The sequence below is a fragment of the Phyllobacterium sp. P5_D12 genome (assembly GCF_054049495.1).
Genome location: NZ_JBFUMG010000034.1, coordinates 1 through 19,731 on the forward strand (window position 1 = coordinate 1; position 19,731 = coordinate 19,731).

Below are 19,731 nucleotides of genomic sequence, written 5' to 3' on the forward strand. Positions count from 1 at the left end.
AACATCGACTTCGTAGGCAATTCAACGGCGACGTCAATCGACCGGGAAGAAAAGCGCGTCACACTGGAGGATGGCCGGAAAATCCCCTATGCGCGTCTTCTGTTTGCGACAGGCGCCATTCCGCGCCCCCTGCCCCTCGCAGCAGGCAGCAAACATTGCACCACTCTGCGCAGTTTTGAGGATGCGCTTGCTATCCGGGCAAGGTTTCAGCCCGGAGCACGCATCGTGATTGTCGGCGGCGGATTTATCGGACTGGAACTTGCGGCCAGCGCTCGCAAGCGCGGCGCTTCGGTCACTGTGGTTGAGGCCCAAGGCCGCATCATGATGCGCGGCGTACCCGAGGAAATCGCCAAGGTCATCGATACGCGCCATCGCGGCGAAGGCGTGACCATTCTATGCGATACCGGAATTGTCTCCTTCGCTGACAATGCCGAAAACGTTGCGATCACGCTTTCGACAGGAAACGTCATCGTGGCGGACCTCGCCATCATCGGAATTGGCGCGACGCCGGTGACCGCGCTGGCCGAAGCGTCAGGCCTCGAAACCGGCAACGGTGTTGTGGTCAACGACTGGTTGCAGACCAGCGATCCGGATATTTATGCGGCTGGCGACTGTTGTATCTTCCCGCTCGCTGTCTACGGCGGGCGTCGGGTGCGGCTCGAAGCATGGCGCAATGCCCAGGAGCAAGGCGCGCTGGCTGCGCGCAATATGCTCGGTGCACAGGAGCCGCACCAATCGGTACCCTGGTTCTGGTCGGATCAGTATGAACTCGGTCTGCAGGTCGCTGGCCTCGCGGACGAGGGTACGCAAACGATCCGCCGCGACCTCGGTGACGGCGCCTTCATTCTTTTCCACCTTGCTGCCGATGGGCGTCTTGTCGCGGCAAGCGGCATTGGCCCGGGCAATTCGGTAGCGAAGGACATAAGGCTGGCCGAGATGTTGATTGCCCGCGGCGCGAGACCGGACTCGAGCCAGCTCGCTACGGTGGACGTGAAACTTAAATCATTGCTTGCGGCCTAGGCCTCAATTTCAACATTGCCGAGTGGCTTGGAACAGCACGCGAGCACATAGCCCTCGTCGATCTCATCGTCGAGAATACCGCCATTGTGGTCCATGTCGACCTCGCCGGAAATTTTCATAACCTTGCAGGTGCCACAGAGCCCCGATTCACACGCCGCCGCAATGCGTATCCCGGCACCGCGCGCGGCCTTCAGGATCGTTTCGCCCGGCGCACATGCCACTTCCATGCCCGACATGGAAAAACTGACCATCGCGGATCTCTCAACGGCCTCTGTCGATATCGCGTCCATCATCGGCAGCACCGGTTCGGCGGCCGGTCCGAAACTCTCCTGGTGGTAATGCGTCATGTCGAAGCCGGATGCTTCGAGCATGGTGCGCACATCCCGCATGAAGGTCTCAGGCCCGCAACAGAAGATCGTCCTGTCCTTGAAGTCCGGCGAAAGCAACGGCAACCTTGCCTCTTCAAAACGGCCGCGAATACCGGTCCACACCTGCCCCATCTCGTGTTCCTTTATAAGGAAGGCAAGCTTCAGGTTCGGCATGCAGCTGGTCAGATATTCAAGCTCCCTGCGGAAAATAATGTCGCTCGGCCGGCGTGCGCAGGTGACGAAATTGATGTCGCTTTGCGGGGCGCAATCGTGCATCCAGCGCGTCATCGACATCATCGGCGTGATGCCAGAACCCGCCGAGATGAACAGATACTTCCCGCCGGGATGTTTGCGCATGGAGAAATCGCCAAGCGGCCCGAATGCCTTCAACCGTGCACCCGGCGTCAGATGGTCTAGCATCCACCGCGCACCTATACTGCCATCCTGGGCTTTCGCCGTCACGGCAATAGTGAATGGCCGCGATGGGCTGGATGACAATGTAAATGTGCGCAAGACGGCTTCCGGTTGCACCGGCAACTCGAACGTCATGAACTGGCCGGGCTCATAGCGAAACCAGTTTTGATTGTCCGATTTGAACGTGAAAGTCTTCACATTGGGCGCTTCCTCGATGACCGACAGGCACTCCAGAAGATGCAGCCGATCATTCCATGGCTGCATCTGATCGAGGTGTGGATAGGTCTGAGGAAGCGTCATATTCATCATGCTACCTTGCTGAGCTTGGTTTCGTCGGAAAGCCTTGTTTCCATGGAATTGCTGTACCATTCGAGGAATTGCAGCACGCCACCTTCGTGTTCGACCGAGTATGGACCCGGTTCATAGGCAGGCGAGCGGATACCGAATGCATTCTCTTCAACGATACGGCGGTCCTGATTATTGGTCTCGAGCCAGACATGGGTCAGTTCTTCGAGATTGTAGTCGACGCCTTCGACTGCGTCCTTGTGGACGAGCCACTTCGTCGTGACCTCGGTCTCGTTCGGTCCGAGCGGAAGCACGCGGAAAGAAATCGCCTGGTCGCCGAGAACATGGTTCCACGTGGTCGGGTAATGATAGAGCAGTAGCGAACCGATCTGCTGTGCGTTGATATCATCACTGAGTTGCCTGCCGACTGCGCGCTTGCCGCTGATCGTGTAGCTCTCGGCACCACTAAGCAGAGGCACGCGTGTGGCACGATACTGACCGTCTTCTGCGATACGGAACACACTTGGAAGGCCGACTGCTTCACACTTTTCCCAATGCGCGACCATTTCGGGATCCTCCTTGGAGCCCTGAATTCCGGTAGCGCTTGGCGCTTCGGGGAAGGTCTTGCACAGTTCCGGGTGGTTGGCGACGCAGTGGTAGCATTCGCGATTGTTTTCCCAGACGAGCTTCCAGTTGCCTTTTTCGACAATCGAACTCTGGAATGCCACCTTGGTCTCGGTCAGGCGATGCGGCGCGAGATAGGGTTCGAGCAGGGCGCGTGTCGGGCCGAAATCCGGAGCGACGGGCGCGAGGCAAATGAAGATGTAGCCGCCGACACTTTCGCAATGCACCGTTTTCAGGCTGTGCTGGCTGGCGTCGAAATCATCGCTCATCTGGCGGGCGAACAGCAAGCGGCCGTCCAGTTCATAGGTCCACTGATGGTAGGGGCAGACGAGCTTCGCCGCGGTGCCCCTTTCGGCGGCGCAAACGCGCGAGCCGCGATGGCGGCAGGAATTGTGGAAAGCGCGGATCTGTTTTTGGCGGTCGCGGACGATGACGACCGGATAGTCGCCAACCTGAGCCGTGAAGTAGTTGCCCGGCTTGGCCACCTCGCAATCATGGCCGATGAATAGCCAATCGCGATAGAAGATATTCTCGATGTCGAGACGGTAATAGTCCGGATCGGAATAGAATGCCTGTTCAAGTCCGTAGCCCGGTTTCCGGTTCCTGAGATTCCGGAGCAGTTCGTTACGAATGTCCATGTCGTGTCCTCGCCCTAAAAGCTGCAAAGAACTGACTGGTGGTGACGGAGAAGAACGTCCATACGGCCAACGGATGTTGACCGCACAAAAGCATGCTCCTTGATCGCCCACCGCGATCAGTCGGTTTTGTCACTCGAGGCTGGTTTCCGGGCTCTGGAGTTGCCTTGTCTGGCTTCGCGACGCCTTCCCGGGGTGCACTCCCAGTGGCTGTTTTGCCGCGTTTTCCACTCCACTACCGTTGCGGGGGCAGCGCCGGGTTTTTTGACCGGCTTCCCAATTCTCCGCTTCCCCTAGAAAGCGGCACCTCAAGTGTCTCGATAAGAGCACTCGGCAGAACAAAAGAATAGGCGCGGAAACGACATCGCATTTACGCAAGACGACACGGAAGAAATACCCCCTAAGTTTAAGCTCTGTACAAATACTGTTTGATCGATTCCGGCTTCATCTCGATTGAGAAGCCCGGCAGGACCGGCGGCATATAGGCGGCATTCTGGATATTGCACGGGTCGACGAAATGTTCATGCAGATGATCGACATATTCGATGACTCTGCCCGCCTTTGTGCCTGACACCGCGACATAATCGATCATCGACAGGTGCTGCACATATTCGCAAAGGCCCACGCCGCCTGCATGCGGCCAGACCGGCAGATTATATTTCGCCGCGATCAGCAGCACAGCCAGCACCTCGTTGAGCCCGCCCATGCGGCAAGAATCGATCTGCACCACGTCGATCGCGCCCTCGGCGATGAACTGCTTGAACATGATGCGGTTCTGGCACATCTCGCCTGTCGCAACCTTCACCGGGCTGATGGCTTGCCGGATCTTTCGATGACCTGCCACATCGTCCGGGCTCGTTGGCTCCTCGATGAAGAACGGTTTGACGAAGGCGAGCCTGTTTATCCAGTCGATAGCCTCGTTGACCTCCCACACCTGATTGGCATCGATCATGAGGATGCGGTCATCGCCGATCACCTCGCGGGCAATGGTCAGACGCCGGATATCATCGTCGAGATCGCGACCGACTTTCATCTTGATGTGATTGAAACCTGCGTCGATAGCCTCCTGGCAAAGGCGACGCAGCTTGTCATCGGAATAGCCAAGCCAGCCCGCCGAGGTTGTATAGCAAGGATAACCTGTCGCTTTCAGATCAGCGATCCGCTCCTGCTTGCCCTTCTCCGCCTTGCGCAGAATTTCAAGTGCCTCATCCCGTGTCAGTACATCGGTCAGATAGCGGAAATCGACAATACTGACGATCTCTTCCGGAGTCATTTCGCCGACAAATTGCCAGACCGGTTTCCCGGCTTCCTTTGCCAGAAGATCCCACACGGCATTGACGACCGCACCGGTTGCGAGGTGCATCGCGCCTTTGTCCGGTCCGATCCAGCGAAGCTGGCTGTCGCCTGTGACGAAATGCCAGAAGCGACCCGGATTTTCCTTCACCCAGTCGAGTTCAAGACCAATGACAAGGTGCTTCAGCGCCTCGATCGCCATACAGACGATTTCGTTGCCGCGCCCGATGGTGAAGGTCAGGCCATGGCCGGCAAGTCCATCCGCATCTGTGTCGAGGACGACGTAGGCGGCCGAATAGTCCGGATCCGGGTTCATCGCATCCGATCCATCGAGGCTTTGCGACGTGGGAAACCGGATATCGAAAACGCGAAGATCGGTAATGCGGGTCATAATATTACTCCTGTGGAGACCTCTATACGGTCCAGCCACCATCGATGTTGTAAGCTTGACCCGTGGTGTATGTCGCGCCGGCGAGATAGACGGCAAGGTCAGCGATCTCTTCCGGCAAGCCAAGACGGCCCATCGGCTGGCGCGCGATGAAGGCGGCGCGTGTCGCATCATAGTCACCGCCGGTACGCATGCGCTGTTCGAGCGACGGGCTTTCGACCGTACCCGGGCAGATGGCGTTGCAGCGAATGCCCTGTGTAATATAGTCGGCGGCCACCGCCTTGGTGAGACCCAGGACAGCCGCTTTGGTCACGCCATAGGCAAAACGGTTCGGGACACCCTTAACGCTGCTGGCGACAGACGACATATTGACGATCGCGCCATCCTTGCGCTCGATCATACCCGGCAGAACAGCCCTGATCGTTCGGATCATGGCGCGGACATTGAGGTCCAGCGCGAAGTCCAGGTCTGCGTCCGGCATTTCGAGAATGGAACCGCCGTGGACGAACCCGGCGCAATTGAACAGCACGTCGATCGCACCAAGTTCGCCGATCACCTGATTGACTTCGTCCGTCTTCAGCACGTCGAGCTTGCGCGGCTTGATCCCCGCCTCTTTCGGCAGCGCATCCAGCAGTTGCTGGTTGATATCCGTCGCGTGCACGATTGCACCTTCGCGGGCGAACGCAAGCACCGAGGCGCGGCCAATGCCCTGCCCTGCGGCTGTGATCAAAACCCGCTTGCCTTCAAGTTTACCAGTCATTGCAAATCTCCAATCGCTTATGTCGCCTTGCTCTTGCGCTCGGCTATGAGAATATGGTCGGCGGCAAGCACGACCTCGTCACGTTGATTGATGACCTCGCAGCGCTCGACGACGCGTCCGCTGCCGGACCGCTTCGGGTCATCATCCTTGGCGCTGATTGTTACGCGTGTGCGGATCGTATCGCCAATGAAAACCGGCCGGACAAAGCGCAGGCGATCATAGCCATAGGAAAACGCCACCGGATTGATCAGGCTTGCGGTCAGCCCAACGCCGATTGAAAAGATCATCGTGCCATGGGCAACGCGCTGACCAAAGGGGGTGGTCTTCGCAAATTCAGCGTCCATGTGATGCGGGAAGAAATCGCCCGTATGGCCGGCGTGGACCACGAAATCAGTCTCGGTAATAGTGCGACCGGTTGTGACCCGCACATGGCCGAGTTCATAGTCCTCGAAATAGATGGCTTGTTCGGACATTCAGGCCTCCGGCTTCTGTGCGAGCGGGGTAGCTGGCGTCGCACTGGATTGATAGGCCGCTTCGACCAGCGCCATTGTATGCCACGCATCCTCGACGGAACTGACAAGTTCCTGGTCCTCGCCGCTGGCGTAGCGCTGGAGGTTGGCCATGCGCCCGACAAATGCGTCTGGAAACCATGCGCCTTGCAAGGGGACGTTGATCCAGTCGGATCCGCCCTTCGGATAGATCATCAATTCGTCCGGCTCACCCCGCGGATAATCGAGATTGACCCCGAGCTTTACATAGGCCGCGCCTTCGGTGCCGCAGATGCGAAACTCGCAGGCCTGGAATTTGCGCCCGAATTTGTGGTCGTGATTGACCGACAGCGAGCAACGCACCTTGTTGCCGTAGTCGAGAATGGCACTCGTTCGAGTCTGCGCTACCTTGTGGTTGGGATGGCCCAGTGTCTTGGCGTGGACACCAAGCGGGTTACCAAGGATCTGCCGGATCAGGTCGATATAGTGAATCGAGTGCATGGCGATCTCGACACGCGGCAAGCCGTTCAAGAACGGCCACAGAGACCATGGCGTATCCAAGGCGAGCCATGCATCGAAATCGATCACTTCACCCAGCCAGCCTTGCCGGATCGCGTCCTTAAGTGCGAGCATCATCGGAGCGAAACGCAACTGGAAATTGACCGCTGCGGTGATATTGCGCTCGCGGCAGATGCGAAGGATTTCGGAAGCTTCCACAAGATCGCTGCCCATCGGTTTCTGAAGCAACGCAAAGGAACCCTCCGGCAGGGCCTTCAGTATATCGGCATGACGTGAAGGTGGTGTAGCGAGATCAAAGATCGCGTTTTCCACTGCGGCAGCCTCATCGACTGAGCCATACGCTGTAACGCCCCATTCATTGGCCAGCTTTTTTGCCTTCGCCTGATCCGGGTCGAACAGCCCGGCGATCGGAAACCCGCCTTTCCTGTAAGCTGGATAGTGCGCATCGCCGACGATGCTGCCCGCGCCGAAGGTCACGGTCGGGCGTGGCTTCGCCGGAAGCGGCCAGCTTTGCTGCAAAGTTGCGGGGTCAAAACTCATTATGCGGTCCTTCAATCGAGATGGAATACTTCTTCCATCATCGCCCACCACTCGCCTTCGGCCCGGGAGTCGAGCGGCACCTGACAGGGCATGCACACAGCCCACCATTCCTTGTTCTTCGGATTGGCAGCCATTTTTTCCATATCGGCTTTGAAGTCGGTCCCATGATATTCCCATGTTCCGAACAGGATGTTCTCCGGTTCGCGCAGGAAAATCGTATAGTTGCGGATGTTGCAGCTCGAGATCAACTCGAGGATTTCCGGCCACACCGCGGCATGCAGGCGCTTGTACTCAGCGACCTTGTCGGCGTTCAGCCTGATCATCATCCCCATACGTTGCATGGTGCTAGCTCCGTATCTCGGTTGTGAATTCGTCGACGCTTCGACCTTTCACCGCATCCCAATCCCAGTCGATGCCAATCCCCGGCTCTGACGGTGCGATCGCGTAGCCATTCTCGATACGCATCTGTGTGTGCGTAAGGTCATCCAGCTGCGGAATATACTCGACATATTTGCCGTTCTGCACTGCGCAGGTCAGGCTTACATGCAGCTCCATCAGGAAATGCGGACAGACCGGCATGTCGAACGCCTCTGCCGTGTGTGCCACTTTCAGCCAAGGCGTGATGCCGCCAATGCGGCCAACATCGACCTGCACGATGGAGCAGGCGCGTTTCTGCATGTATTCGCGGAAATGCCGGATCGAATAGAGCGACTCGCCAACGGCAATCGGCGTTTGTGTTGACGACGAAAGCCGCACGTGACCGTCTATGTCGTCGGCCGGCAGCGGCTCTTCAAACCAGGCAAGATCAATGTCGCGCAGCACCTGCGAGCGGCGAATGGCCTCATCGAGGGAAAAGCCCTGATTGGCGTCGGTCATGATCTCAAACCCGGCGCCAACGGCATCGCGAACCGCTGACAGCCGATCCAGATCCTCGGAGCCATGCGGGCGGCCGATCTTGACCTTGGCGCCCTTAAAGCCCTTGGCTTGCGCCTGCAGCGCGTCGTCGACAAGCGCCTGCTTCTCGATATGAAGCCAGCCACCCTCGGTGGTATAAAGAGGGCAGCGATCCTTCGCGCCACCTGCCAGTTTCCATAGCGGCAGGCCCTGCTTCTTCGCGCGCAAATCCCAGAGCGCGACATCGACGGCCGCGAGAGCAATGGCCGTGATCGCACCGATAGTCGTCGCATGAGTCGCGAATTCTAGATCGCGCCAGATTGCCTCGATCTGGTCGGCATCCTTGCCGAGGAGACGCGGCGCCAGGTGATCGGACAGCAGCCGCATGACGGATGAACCGCCGGTGCCAATCGTATAGCTGTAGCCTGTCCCCACCGCGCCATCGCTGTCGGTGATCGTAACGATCGGTGTTTCCTGGCTGACAAAGCTCTGGATCGCGTCGGTGCGCAGCACCTTCGGCGGCAGGTCCACCATGCGCAATTCAACTTTTTCGATCTTGGCCATAGCACTATCCCCGCAGCGTTTTGCCGGTCTCAGGCGAGAACAGATGTGCCTGCGACAGGTCGAAACTGAATTTTACCATTTCACCGGCGCCGATGGTGCGAGGATTGAGCATGCGCGACACCCATTCTCGCCCTGCCATGGTGATGAAGAGCAGCGTCTCATTGCCGAGCGGCTCCGTGATCGAAACCGGCAGCTCCATTTCGTGCACGTCTGTCGCTTCGCCGGAATTGATGCCATGCCCGGTCGGGTAAATGTCATCGGGGCGCAGGCCGAAGATCACTTTATCGCCAGCCAAGACCTTGCTGCGGAACTCGGCCGGCAGCGGCAGAGTCTGGCCGCCGGCAAAAACCAACTTTCCGTTATCCACTGTTGCCTCGTTGAGATTCATCGGCGGAGAGCCGATAAACCCGGCAACGAACCGCGTGGCCGGCCGTTTGAACACTTCCTCGGGTGTGCCGACCTGCTCGATATGTCCATCGCGCATGATGACGATGCGATCGGACAGCGTCATCGCTTCAACCTGATCATGCGTCACATAGATCATCGTCGCCTGCACCCTCGCATGCAGACGCTTGATCTCGGTACGCACCTGCGTGCGCAATTTTGCATCGAGGTTGGAGAGAGGTTCGTCGAACAGGAATACGTCCGGCTTGCGCACGATCGCCCGGCCCATGGCCACGCGCTGGCGCTGACCGCCGGAAAGTTGGGACGGACGGCGGTCCATATATTTGTCGAGATCGAGGATTGCCGCAGCTTCATTGACCCGTGTATCGATCTCGGCTTGCGCGACTTTGCCGATCTTGAGCGAGAAGCCCATGTTCTCGCGTACTGTCATATGCGGGTAGAGCGCGTAGGACTGAAAGACCATCGAAATGTTGCGCGCACGCGGCGGCAGGTCGTTCACCGGCTTGCCGCCGATTTCAACGACGCCGCCACTGATGTCCTCGAGCCCGGCGATCATGCGCAGTGTCGTGGATTTTCCGCAGCCGGAGGGGCCAACCAGCGCAATGAATTCGCGGTCCTTGACCTCAAGATCGATGCCATGGACCACATCGACATTGCCATAACTCTTGACGAGCTTTTTGAGTGTTACCGGAGCCATAACAAGTTAACCTTTCACCGCGCCGAACGTCAGTCCGGATACGAGATGCTTCTGAATGATGAACGTTAAAGTAAGCGCCGGGATGATCATCACCACCGCAAGCGCGCACATACCACGCCAGTCAATGGTGAACTCCGACGTATAGTCGAGAAGGCCGACCGGCAGCGTCTTCGAATTCACCGACCGGGTGATTTGCGATGCCAGCGCATATTCATTCCAAGAGGTGAGGAAAGCGAATATGCCTGCCGAAGCGATACCGGGTCCCGCCAATGGAAATTCCACCTGCCAGAAAGCCTGCCAGCGTGTGCAGCCGTCGATCTGTGCGGCTTCCGCCAGATCCTTCGGCACCTGCCGGAAGAAACCGTCAATCAGCCAGATCGTGAATGGCACGTTCAGCGCCACGTAGATGAGGATCATTGCGAAATGCGTGTCGATGATGCCGACGCGGGCGAAGATCATGAACAGCGGTAGCGACAGTGCGATACCTGGGACAGCGCGCGTCAGCATGAAGCCGAGGAACACACCCGATTTTCCCTTGAACTTGTAGCGGGCAAAAGCATATCCACCCGCCATGCCGATGATCAGCGCAATGATTGTCGAGGTGATTGAAATGATCAGGGAATTGCGGAAATATTCCCACACCGGAATGCCGCCCTGCCCTGCACCGCCAAACATGGCACGATAGGCGTCGAGCGAGATGTCGCGCGGTATCCACACCGGCGGCTTTGCCATGATCTCGACTGTCGGTCGCAGCGAACTCAAGACGATCCACAGGCCCGGTAAGCAGATGACCAGCATCGCCAGGAACAGGCCGATAAAATGCGCGACTTTGAGCCAGCGGCGTTTCAGGCGATGAGAACTGTTCTTGTCCATCTTACCACTCCGCTCCGATTTGATGGCGCGCGGCAGCGAGCTTTCTGAAGAAATATACGGTGAACAGGATCGAGAGCAGGATGGAGATATATGCCATCGCATTGGCAAGACCCATGCGCGCGTCGCTATAGGCCGTGCGTCCGACCAGCGTCCACAGGAGTTCGGTGCGTTTGGCCGGCCCGCCATCGGTCATGATCTTGACGATGTCATAGGCCCGCGCCACATCCAGCGATCGTATCGTCATGGCGATAAAGGCAAAAGGCATCAGATATGGCCAGGTGACGTAGCGGAATGTCTGCCAGGGCGTGCAGCCATCGACCCGCGCCGCTTCCACCGGTTCCTGGGGCATCGCCAGCAGTCCAGCCAGGATCAGGATGGCAAAGACCGACGTTGAAGACCACACCTCGGCAATGATGATTGAAAACAGCGCCAGATTGCCATCGATCAACCAAGGTATCGCATTGGTGGTCAGCCCGAGCGACTGCAGCGCATTGTTGACGAAACCGATATTGTCGTTGAACAGGAACTTGAACTGGAAGCCGACGAGCACCGGCGAAAACATCATCGGGAACATCATCAATGTACGCAAAATTCGCTGGCCGCGCGTCGCCTTGTTGACCAGCATAGCAAGGCCAAGGCCGAGAAACATCTCGGCATTGAKTGCGATGGTCAGGAGCAGAACCGTACGGCCAAATGCCGCCCAGAACTCGTAGTTGGTCAGAACGCTCACGTAGTTACGAACGCCGATGAATATCCAGATCGATTCAGGCTTGGTCAGCCGAAATGGCGTGAAGCTCGAATAGAGCGAGAACAACAGCGGCAGGACGATAACAGCGGCAAGGACAATGATGGCAGGCAGCAGCAGAAGCGTTGGCGCCGAAAGTTTGGGAAATTTCATCTGAAATATTGGCCTTCTGGACTTTGCATTTCCACTTCGGCCCTCCCCGCTGTGGGGAGGGTGGCTGCAAAGCAGCCGGGAGGGTCTTACCCATTTCTCACGCTATGCTGATCGAAAAGCCCCACAGGGACCTGTGGTCCCTCCCTCCCCACAAGAGAGAGGGACCACAGTGCTTGCCACTAAAGCTTGCCGGCATCCTGAAGAATTTCGGTCGCCTTTTTGGCCGCAGTGTCGAGTGCTTCCTTGGACGTCTTGTCGCCAAGAATGGCCGATTGCAGTTCCGGATAGACGGCGTTGGAAATCTCGATCCATTCGGCCAATGGCGGAACCGGGAATGCGTTCTTTGCTTCTTCCTGGAATGCGTTAAGCACCTCGGTCTTGTAAGGATCGCCCTTGGCCTGCTCGATGTCCCATTCCCATACCGCCGTGCGCGTCGGCAAGGGGCCGGCTTTCGCCTCGAGCTTCTGGCTGTCTTCGTTGGTAAGCCACCAGACGAGCGAGGCTGCGGCATCCTTGTGAGCGCAGGCTTCCGTCACCGAGAAGCCGTGATGACCGGACCAGCCAGTGCGCTTGCCGGACGAACCCGCTGGCGCCACCTTCACGCCAACATTGCCGGCAACTTTCGAGGATTTTGGATCGTTGAAGAAGCTCGCCCAACCTGGCCAGTCAAGATTGATGGCGATCGACCCTGATGCAAAACCCTGGCCGAGATCATCCCAGAGGTAATTGGTCGTGCCTGCCGGAACAGCTTTCGCCTTGTAGAGGTTGACGAACCAGTCGAGCGCCTTGACACCGGCTTCGGAGTTGAAGGCCGGCTTGCCGTCCTTGTCGATATACTCGCCGCCGTCTGCAACCAGCATTTCGTAGAAACGGCCGTTGATTGCCTCTTCCTTGCCGGCAAACTGCGTGCCGTAGAAATCCGGCGCCTTGGTGAAGAAGATGGCCTGATCGCTGACCTGCTGCCACGTATCGGGCGGCGTCAGATCATAACCGTACTTTTCCTTGAAGGCCTTCTTGTTGGCCTCATCGGCATAAATACTCTTCTGGTAATAGAGTGCGGAAACGTCGAACTGTGCGCGCGGCAGCATGACCAGTTTGCCGTCCAGCGTAGATGACTTGATGTTCGTCGGAACGAAGGCGGCGATTTCTTCCGCAGGAAGCAGCTTGTTCAGGTCGGTATAAATATCAGGATACTGCGGCGCAAATGATGAGTGGTTTGAGCCAACGCACCAGTTGAGGCTGCCTGAAGCGATATCCGACTTTATCTCTTTATCGAGTTCGAAATGGTTCTTCTTCGACAGGATGTTGACCTTGGCGCCGGTCAGCTTTTCCCATTCGCCGATACGCTCGTACAACGGCTCATATTGCTGTCCGCCGATAAGCTTGGCGTCGATCGTTACGCCGTCGAACTTTCCCGGCAGATCTGCACCAAGTGCAGCTTGCGCGCTGAAAATTGCGATGACGCCAGCCGAAACACTGGCCAACAGATTTTTCATGATTCCCTCCCGTAAATCGAGCGGCCGCTCCCCGGCTCTCGCAATTTCGTAACACCCACATATGAGCGTTTCATTCATATACAAACATTTATGCGCTTGACCGTCAAGCATGGAAACTGCTTTCCTACGAATATCGTCTTCGTATATGAGTAGGGAGCGAGGGGAGACTTGGTCATGATAGAGGACGACGACAACGATCGTTATCGCGCGCCTGCGCTTGATAAGGGTCTGGACATTCTTGAGCTTCTTTCCGGTATCGATGGTGGCCTCACGCAAGCGGAAATCGCGAAATTCCTCGGCCGCARCCCCAATGAATTCTACCGCATGCTCGATCGCCTCGTACGCCGCGGATATGTGACCCGGCTTGAGGGTGATCGCTATTCGTTGACGTTGAAGCTGTTCGGGCTTGCCCAGTTACACGCGCCTGTCCGCCGCCTTGCTTCCTATGCGACACCGCTGATGCGCGAACTCGCGGTGATGTCCAAACAGGCCAATCAGCTCAGCGTTTTCGACCGCGGCGCAGCCGTTGTCGTCGCCCAGCAGGAGGCGCCGGACTATTGGGGCATCTCGATCCGGGTTGGTTCCCATATCAGCCTGTTCAACACCGGTTCCGGTCATGTGCTGCTGGCATTTCGCTCCAATGAAGAGCGCGCCTTGATGATCGCCGAGTACGAGCAGCATGCGGACGATATCGCCCAACCGGCTGATTTCCGCGAGCGGCTCAACCAGATCCGCGAGCGCGGCTACGAGATCATGCCGAGCGCGCAGACGGCAGGGGTCTTCAACGTTTCAGCACCTGTGCTCGGCCCGGATGGAAGGGCGATTGCGGCGTTGACCTGTCCCTATATCCAGCTGCTGAATATCCCGGATGCGCCGGGCGTCGAAGATGCCCGCAAAATGCTGGTAGCCACGGCGCAGAAACTCTCGGAGCTTGCCGGGGCGGATGTCGTCCATTCGAGTGTTCTGCGCCCGGCATGAAAGGAAGCAAGCAATGCCACACATGCCGATAATCGACACCCATCTGCATCTCATTGACCAATCGGTATTGTCTTACCCTTGGTTGTCCGGCACCGAAGCGCTGAACCGTAATTTTCTTTATGAGAAATATGCAGTTCAAGCCCACCGCGTCGGCATCACCCATGCGTTGCATATGGAGGTCGACGTCGCTCCGACGGACATACAGGCGGAGACGGATTACATTGCATCTCTAGCGAAGCGCGGCGACAGCATCATAGCCGGTGCAATTTCGGCCTGCCGTCCGGAGGAACATGGCTTCAGGGTGTTTCTAGAGCGCCAACAGATCAACCCTCTGGTAAAGGGCTTACGCCGCGTGCTGCATGTCATGCCCGATGAACTCTCGGAGCAGCCGCTTTTCCGCGAGAATATTCAAAAGCTTGGCGGCACGGGATTAACCTTCGACCTGTGCGTTTTGCCGAGACAAATCGACAAGGCGATTGCCCTCGTCGATCTTGCGCCGGACGTGCAATTCATCCTCGACCATTGCGGCGTTCCGGACATCAAGGCAGGGGCTCTCGACGAATGGCGCGGCAAGGTCAGCGATATTGCGAAACGTCCGAATGTCACCGCCAAGATTTCCGGAGTAGTGGCCTATGCGGATGCAGAGACCTGGCGCGTCGAAACGCTGGCGCCTTACGTCAATCACGTCATAGAATCGTTCGGCTGGGATAGATTAGTGTGGGGCAGCGACTGGCCCGTCTGTACGCTTGGTGGAGGCCTCGCCACCTGGGTCGCAGCAACCCATGCTCTGCTTTCAGGCTGCAGCCAGGAAGAAAAGACCAAGCTGTTTTCGGGAAATGCCCGCCGGATCTGGAATTTGAACTAGTATCCCGTCTGAATAAGCTTGCCTGTCGTATCCTCGCGCTTTACCTCTGAAACTCACGATCAAGCTTGAGATGCGGAGAACCAATGGCAGCGGAAATAAGCGGACCTGACCTTCTAAGTGTAGTCGTGCTGCTTGGGGCTGGCGTCGTCGCCGTGCCGCTGTTCAAGCGGCTCGGGCTCGGTTCTGTTCTCGGCTACCTCGCCGCCGGTCTGGTTATAGGCCCGTTTGGCCTCAAGTTCTTCTCCGACCCGCAGACGATCCTCCATGTCGCGGAACTCGGCGTTGTCATGTTCCTCTTTCTCATCGGCCTCGAAATGCAGCCGTCCCGATTATGGGGATTGCGCAAAAGCATTTTCGGCCTCGGCGCGCTGCAGGTCGGCGTTTGCGCATTGCTCCTGACCGGCCTTGGCATTGCCACGGGCTTTCCGGTTGCCCAATCGTTCGTGGCGGGCGCTGGTTTCGTCCTGACCTCTACGGCAATCGTCATGCAATTGCTGGAAGAGCGCGGCGAAATCGCCACACCGCAGGGCCAGCGCATGGTTTCGATCCTGCTGTTTGAAGACCTCACCATCGTTCCGCTTTTGGCATTGGTAGCGTTCCTCGCGCCAATAAGCGCCGAAACGGCTGGAGGATTGCACTGGACCAACATTGGCATAGGCATCGGCGCTATTGCCGGCCTCATTCTCGCCGGCAAATACCTGCTCAATCCGCTATTCGGATTCCTCGCGCAGTCGCGTGCCCGTGAAGTCATGACTGCAGCTGCTCTGCTGGTCGTTCTGGGCGCTGCCCTGATCATGCAGGTCAGCGGCCTTTCCATGGCCATGGGCGCATTTCTCGCCGGGGTGCTTCTCTCCGAATCGACCTTTCGCCATCAGCTCGAAGCCGACATCGAACCGTTCCGCGGCATTCTGCTGGGATTGTTCTTTCTGGCGGTCGGCATGTCGCTTGATCTGAGCGTCGTCGCCGCCAACTGGAAGATGGTGCTGTTTTACGTCGTCGCGTTCAAACTGGTTAAGGGTACCGGGATATATATCGTCGCCCGGCTGCTCAGTTCGTCCAATCGGGAAGCGCTGGAGCGCGCGGTTATCATGGCGCAGGGCGGCGAATTTGCCTTCGTCCTCTACGCCGCTGCCACGGCAGTCGGCATACTCGATGGCGAAGCCAATGCGATTTTGACGGCGATCATCATCTTCTCGATGGTGCTGACACCACTTCTCCTTGTCGCTTTGCGGTATCTCATGCCCGAGGAAAAACAGGATCTCCAGGAAGTCGACATTGCGGAGGGCCTGACCGGCAATGCCCTCATCATCGGCTTTGGCCGGTTCGGTCAGATTTCCTGCCAGCCTCTGCTGATACGGGGCGTCGACATCTCCATCATCGACAATGACGTGGAGATGATCCAGGCTGCATCACAGTTCGGGTTCAAGGTCTATTATGGTGACGGCACACGGCTCGATATTCTCCACGCGGCTGGGGCCGGCCGGGCGCAGGCGGTGCTGATCTGCGTCGACAAGGCCGAAACAATCCTCACAATCGCCAACCTGGTCAAGGCCGAGTTTCCGATGGTCCAGATCTATGCACGGGCCTATGATCGCGGCAATACGATCGAACTCATCAAACTCGGCGTCGATTTCCAGATGCGCGAGACATTCGAATCCGCATTGATCTTTGGCGAAAATACCCTGGTCGGCCTGGGTGTGGACCGGCAGGAAGCCGCCGATATTACGGCAGATGTACGCCGGCGCGACGCCGAGCGTCTTGATCTGCAGCTTGCTGGTGGCATTCGTGCCGGCGCCGATTTGATGAGGGGCAACGCGCCGGTTCCAGGTCCATTGATCAAGCCGCGCCAGACCGRCCGCGCGCTCAACGAAGAGACCGCCAGTGTGCTGCCCGCCGCACAAAATGCCGACGCCAACTGAAACGGGGGAAAAGCGACCATGCCTGAGATCGAACAAACGGCCATCACCGGCATCGTCAATTTCTGGCGTGAGGCGGGCGAAGACAAATGGTACGTCAAAGACGAGGAATTCGACGAGATTTGCCGGCAGCGCTTTCTCGACGATCACTACGCCGCCGCGCGCCGCGAATATGAAGGCTGGGTCGAAACGCCCGAAGGTGCGCTGGCCCTCATGATCCTGCTCGATCAGTTTCCGCGCAATTTCTTCCGCAACACCGGGCACATGTACGCGACCGACACGCTTGCCCGCCTGTACGCTGGCCGCGCCTTGGAAAAGGGCCACGACCTGTCATTCGAGCCGAAATTGCGCGCCTTCTTCTACCTGCCGTACATGCATTCGGAGAATGTCGATGACCAGCGCCGTTCGGTAGAGCTATGCCGTGAAGGTGCCCCTGACAATCTGGAATATGCCGACCACCACTATGACATCATCCGCCGCTTCGGCCGCTTCCCGCACCGCAACGCCATTCTCGGCCGCACCACCACCGAGGAAGAGCAGGCCTTCCTCGATGGCGGCGGGTTTTCGGGGTAGCGGCAAGGATGCCGCCCTTTGTGCACATTCCCGCTTACAGGACGAAGAACTGTTCGGTCGGGTCTCCGGCTGTATCGTTCACAAAGAAGGAAAAATCGACTCCCTCTTCGCCGTTCACTTCGCCAACAATGATATTGTAGCCCTCCAAGCTGCTCGGGGCAAAAGCCAGCTCACCGCGTGCGCCGGTGAGATTCTCAAAGGACCCAACCCAAACAAATTCGTCGTTACCCTCTTCGGCGGTATTAGCGTCAATCGAGGCGAGATCGATTATATCGCCTTCGCCGCGGAAAAAGTCCTGTATGAACGTCGACGCGGGCGACAACTCTTCAACGGAAGCGAATAGAAATTGATCCGCTCCGAATCCACCATAAAAAGTTTCATTTCCACCGGCACCAAACGCGGCATACAGGAAATCATCGCCGTCGCCACCCACGAGAAAGTCGTTGCCACCGCCGCCGTTGATGAAGTCGCTGCCGCCTTCTCCAAATACTTTATTATCGCTTGAATTGCCGCGGAAAGTGTCATCGAACTCCGTCAGGGTGTCTGTCTCAATACTTTCGCGAAAGTAACTGCGTGTCTCACCTGCAAACGTCAATTCCATCTGATACGGGCCGGCGTCAGCGGCTGCAAGTGATGTCGAAGCATCCTGAAGCACAATGTCTACTTTGTCAGAGCGCTCACGCTGGTCCATGTGGTCGTCGTCACCGTCGCCGCCGTTGATTGAAGAGCCACTATCGCCGAAACCTTCGGTGTCACTCGCAACGAAATTGTCGTTGCCCTCGCCGCCATCATATTCGTTAAGTCCTTCACTCCCGTTTAAAGTATCGTCTCCGTCGTCGCCAAACGACCTATCATTTCCAGGCCCGCAAGTGATATTGTCATTGCCAGCTCCGCCTAAGAGCAGGTCATCGCCGTCACCGCCGTTTATGTTATCGTTGCCGTCACCGCCATCCATCGCATCGGAACCGGCACCGCCATCCATGTCATCGTCGCCGGCACCGCCGCCCATGTCATCGTCGCCCTCGCCACCGTCCATGTCATCATTCCCGTCGCCGCCCTCGAGCTGTCCCCCTTCCTCCTGAAGCGCGGCGAAACCGGCAACCGCGGCTGCTGCGCCGCCAATGCTCAAAGTGTCATTGCCATGGCCGCCGATCATCGTGTCTGCGCCGCCACCGCCATCGGCGGAAAAGCCGGTGAGACTGGCCGAGCCGTCGAAGACGTCCGCTCCCGCCGTGCCGACGAATTTCTCGATGGAGATGAATGTATCGCCCTGCGCATCGCCGCCGCTGCTGACGCCGCCGAGCAAGAGATGCACCGGATTTGCACTGGTGGAGTAATCGGCCGTATCCATGCCGGTATAGCCATCGAGCAGATCAGCGCCGACACCGCCGATGAGAACATCATCGCCGCCCATGCCGTATAGCTTGTCGTTGCCGGCAAGTCCCGCCAGCACATTCCTGTGAATGTTTCCAGTGAGCGTGTCGTTAAAATTCGAACCGACGACATTCTCGAATCCGCTGATAGTATCGCCCTGCGCATCATTGCCCGGGCCGGAGCCAGAGCCGGAGGTTGTGCCGCCGCCGCTATCGTTGAGTGTCACCTTCACGCTTGAACCAGATTGCGAATAACCGAGCGTGTCGACACCGGCACCACCCTTCAACGAGTCGCCGCCAGCACCGCCTTCGATATAGTCATTGCCGTCACCGCCATCGAGGATGTCACCGCCCGTACCACCCTCGACAATATCCGAACCACCGCCGGCATTGATAAAGTCGCCGCCGCCCTCGCCGAGAATATGCTCGTTGGCATTCGTGCCATTGAAGATATCACCCCCGCTGCCGAGCGGAATTACGATTGTGCTTGGGTCTATGTCGAGAAGTTTCAGCAAGTCGTTTGTAAGGGTAATAGCCATGATAGTCCTCCCGTTCGCGCTGTGCGGGGAAGACCATCGTTTCGGGGCCCCTCACCCCTCACAACTGCGGACTACATCATACGCCTTACTATGGATTAAATAAAGATACTTATATAAATTGCTCTTACTCGAAATATGTAATGCAAAAGAACTATATCTCTGAAGAGAAAGACTGTATGTTAACTATTGAAAACGTTGTCATTTTGGAAATATTACACGTAAGGCTACGAATGATCGCGAAAGGCAAATTCTCATCGGCCTCTTGAATGGCAGCCTCCAGACTGTCATTATATAAGCATCTGGCACCTTTCAATTTTCACAATGAC

18 protein-coding genes and 1 riboswitch are annotated in these 19,731 nt (G+C 57.5%); of the genes, 5 read left to right on the plus strand and 13 right to left on the minus strand.

The window, feature by feature from the left end; translation table 11 throughout:
- The coding region (locus tag ACXJ5O_RS04545) for an NAD(P)/FAD-dependent oxidoreductase (protein ID WP_457298857.1) at positions 1 to 1,020 on the plus strand (1,020 nt) is incomplete at its 5' end.
- Here the strand turns inward: ACXJ5O_RS04545 and ACXJ5O_RS04550 are convergent.
- From ACXJ5O_RS04550 to ACXJ5O_RS04605, 12 genes are all read right to left on the minus strand, one after another.
- Positions 1,017 to 2,108, minus strand: coding sequence for a 2Fe-2S iron-sulfur cluster-binding protein (locus tag ACXJ5O_RS04550; protein WP_457298872.1), 1,092 nt, complete (start codon positions 2,106 to 2,108; stop codon positions 1,017 to 1,019). The genes ACXJ5O_RS04545 and ACXJ5O_RS04550 overlap by 4 nt on opposite strands.
- Positions 2,108 to 3,349, minus strand: a complete 1,242-nt coding sequence (locus ACXJ5O_RS04555; RefSeq protein ID WP_457298858.1) for an aromatic ring-hydroxylating oxygenase subunit alpha — start codon at positions 3,347 to 3,349, stop codon at positions 2,108 to 2,110. The genes ACXJ5O_RS04550 and ACXJ5O_RS04555 overlap by 1 nt, the downstream gene beginning before the upstream one ends.
- Before the next feature lie 120 nt (positions 3,350 to 3,469).
- Positions 3,470 to 3,672: riboswitch (cobalamin riboswitch) on the minus strand.
- Between the two features lie 80 nt (positions 3,673 to 3,752).
- The gene (locus tag ACXJ5O_RS04560) at positions 3,753 to 5,030 is read right to left on the minus strand and encodes an L-fuconate dehydratase (RefSeq protein ID WP_457298859.1); all 1,278 of its coding nucleotides are present in this window, start codon (positions 5,028 to 5,030) and stop codon (positions 3,753 to 3,755) included.
- A gap of 22 nt (positions 5,031 to 5,052) precedes the next feature.
- Positions 5,053 to 5,787 (minus strand): SDR family oxidoreductase, encoded by a 735-nt coding sequence (locus tag ACXJ5O_RS04565; protein WP_457298860.1) that lies wholly within the window; start codon positions 5,785 to 5,787, stop codon positions 5,053 to 5,055.
- 17 nt (positions 5,788 to 5,804) lie between these two features.
- Positions 5,805 to 6,260, minus strand: a complete 456-nt coding sequence (locus ACXJ5O_RS04570; RefSeq protein WP_112530467.1) for a MaoC/PaaZ C-terminal domain-containing protein — start codon at positions 6,258 to 6,260, stop codon at positions 5,805 to 5,807.
- Entirely contained in the window at positions 6,261 to 7,334 is a 1,074-nt protein-coding gene (locus ACXJ5O_RS04575) for a Gfo/Idh/MocA family protein (RefSeq protein WP_457298861.1), read from the minus strand.
- 11 nt (positions 7,335 to 7,345) lie between these two features.
- The gene (locus ACXJ5O_RS04580) at positions 7,346 to 7,675 is read right to left on the minus strand and encodes an L-rhamnose mutarotase (protein ID WP_457298862.1); all 330 of its coding nucleotides are present in this window, start codon (positions 7,673 to 7,675) and stop codon (positions 7,346 to 7,348) included.
- Between the two features lie 4 nt (positions 7,676 to 7,679).
- Positions 7,680 to 8,792 carry a mandelate racemase/muconate lactonizing enzyme family protein gene (locus ACXJ5O_RS04585; protein ID WP_457298863.1) on the minus strand — a complete coding sequence of 371 codons (1,113 nt, stop codon included), beginning with the start codon at positions 8,790 to 8,792 and terminating at the stop codon, positions 7,680 to 7,682.
- A gap of 4 nt (positions 8,793 to 8,796) precedes the next feature.
- Entirely contained in the window at positions 8,797 to 9,894 is a 1,098-nt protein-coding gene (locus tag ACXJ5O_RS04590; RefSeq protein WP_457298864.1) for an ABC transporter ATP-binding protein, read from the minus strand.
- Between the two features lie 6 nt (positions 9,895 to 9,900).
- Positions 9,901 to 10,767 carry a carbohydrate ABC transporter permease gene (locus ACXJ5O_RS04595; RefSeq protein ID WP_224514334.1) on the minus strand — a complete coding sequence of 289 codons (867 nt, stop codon included), beginning with the start codon at positions 10,765 to 10,767 and terminating at the stop codon, positions 9,901 to 9,903.
- Between the two features lies 1 nt (position 10,768).
- Positions 10,769 to 11,665, minus strand: coding sequence for a carbohydrate ABC transporter permease (locus ACXJ5O_RS04600; RefSeq protein WP_457298865.1), 897 nt, complete (start codon positions 11,663 to 11,665; stop codon positions 10,769 to 10,771).
- A 179-nt stretch (positions 11,666 to 11,844) separates the two neighbouring features.
- The gene (locus ACXJ5O_RS04605; protein WP_457298866.1) at positions 11,845 to 13,161 is read right to left on the minus strand and encodes a sugar ABC transporter substrate-binding protein; all 1,317 of its coding nucleotides are present in this window, start codon (positions 13,159 to 13,161) and stop codon (positions 11,845 to 11,847) included.
- 174 nt (positions 13,162 to 13,335) lie between these two features.
- Here ACXJ5O_RS04605 and ACXJ5O_RS04610 point away from each other — a divergent pair, with 174 nt between their 5' ends.
- From ACXJ5O_RS04610 to ACXJ5O_RS04625, 4 genes are all read left to right on the plus strand, one after another.
- Positions 13,336 to 14,139 (plus strand): IclR family transcriptional regulator, encoded by an 804-nt coding sequence (locus ACXJ5O_RS04610; RefSeq protein WP_457298867.1) that lies wholly within the window; start codon positions 13,336 to 13,338, stop codon positions 14,137 to 14,139.
- A gap of 13 nt (positions 14,140 to 14,152) precedes the next feature.
- Positions 14,153 to 15,004, plus strand: a complete 852-nt coding sequence (locus tag ACXJ5O_RS04615) for an amidohydrolase family protein (protein ID WP_457298868.1) — start codon at positions 14,153 to 14,155, stop codon at positions 15,002 to 15,004.
- Between the two features lie 83 nt (positions 15,005 to 15,087).
- Positions 15,088 to 16,923, plus strand: a complete 1,836-nt coding sequence (locus tag ACXJ5O_RS04620; protein WP_457298869.1) for a monovalent cation:proton antiporter-2 (CPA2) family protein — start codon at positions 15,088 to 15,090, stop codon at positions 16,921 to 16,923.
- 18 nt (positions 16,924 to 16,941) lie between these two features.
- Positions 16,942 to 17,493: a DUF924 family protein gene (locus ACXJ5O_RS04625; protein WP_457298870.1), complete on the plus strand. Its 552-nt coding sequence runs from the start codon at positions 16,942 to 16,944 to the stop codon at positions 17,491 to 17,493.
- Between the two features lie 34 nt (positions 17,494 to 17,527).
- Here the strand turns inward: ACXJ5O_RS04625 and ACXJ5O_RS04630 are convergent, their stop codons facing one another.
- Positions 17,528 to 19,405: a calcium-binding protein gene (locus ACXJ5O_RS04630; protein WP_457298871.1), complete on the minus strand. Its 1,878-nt coding sequence runs from the start codon at positions 19,403 to 19,405 to the stop codon at positions 17,528 to 17,530.
- Between the last annotated feature and the right edge of the window lie 326 nt (positions 19,406 to 19,731).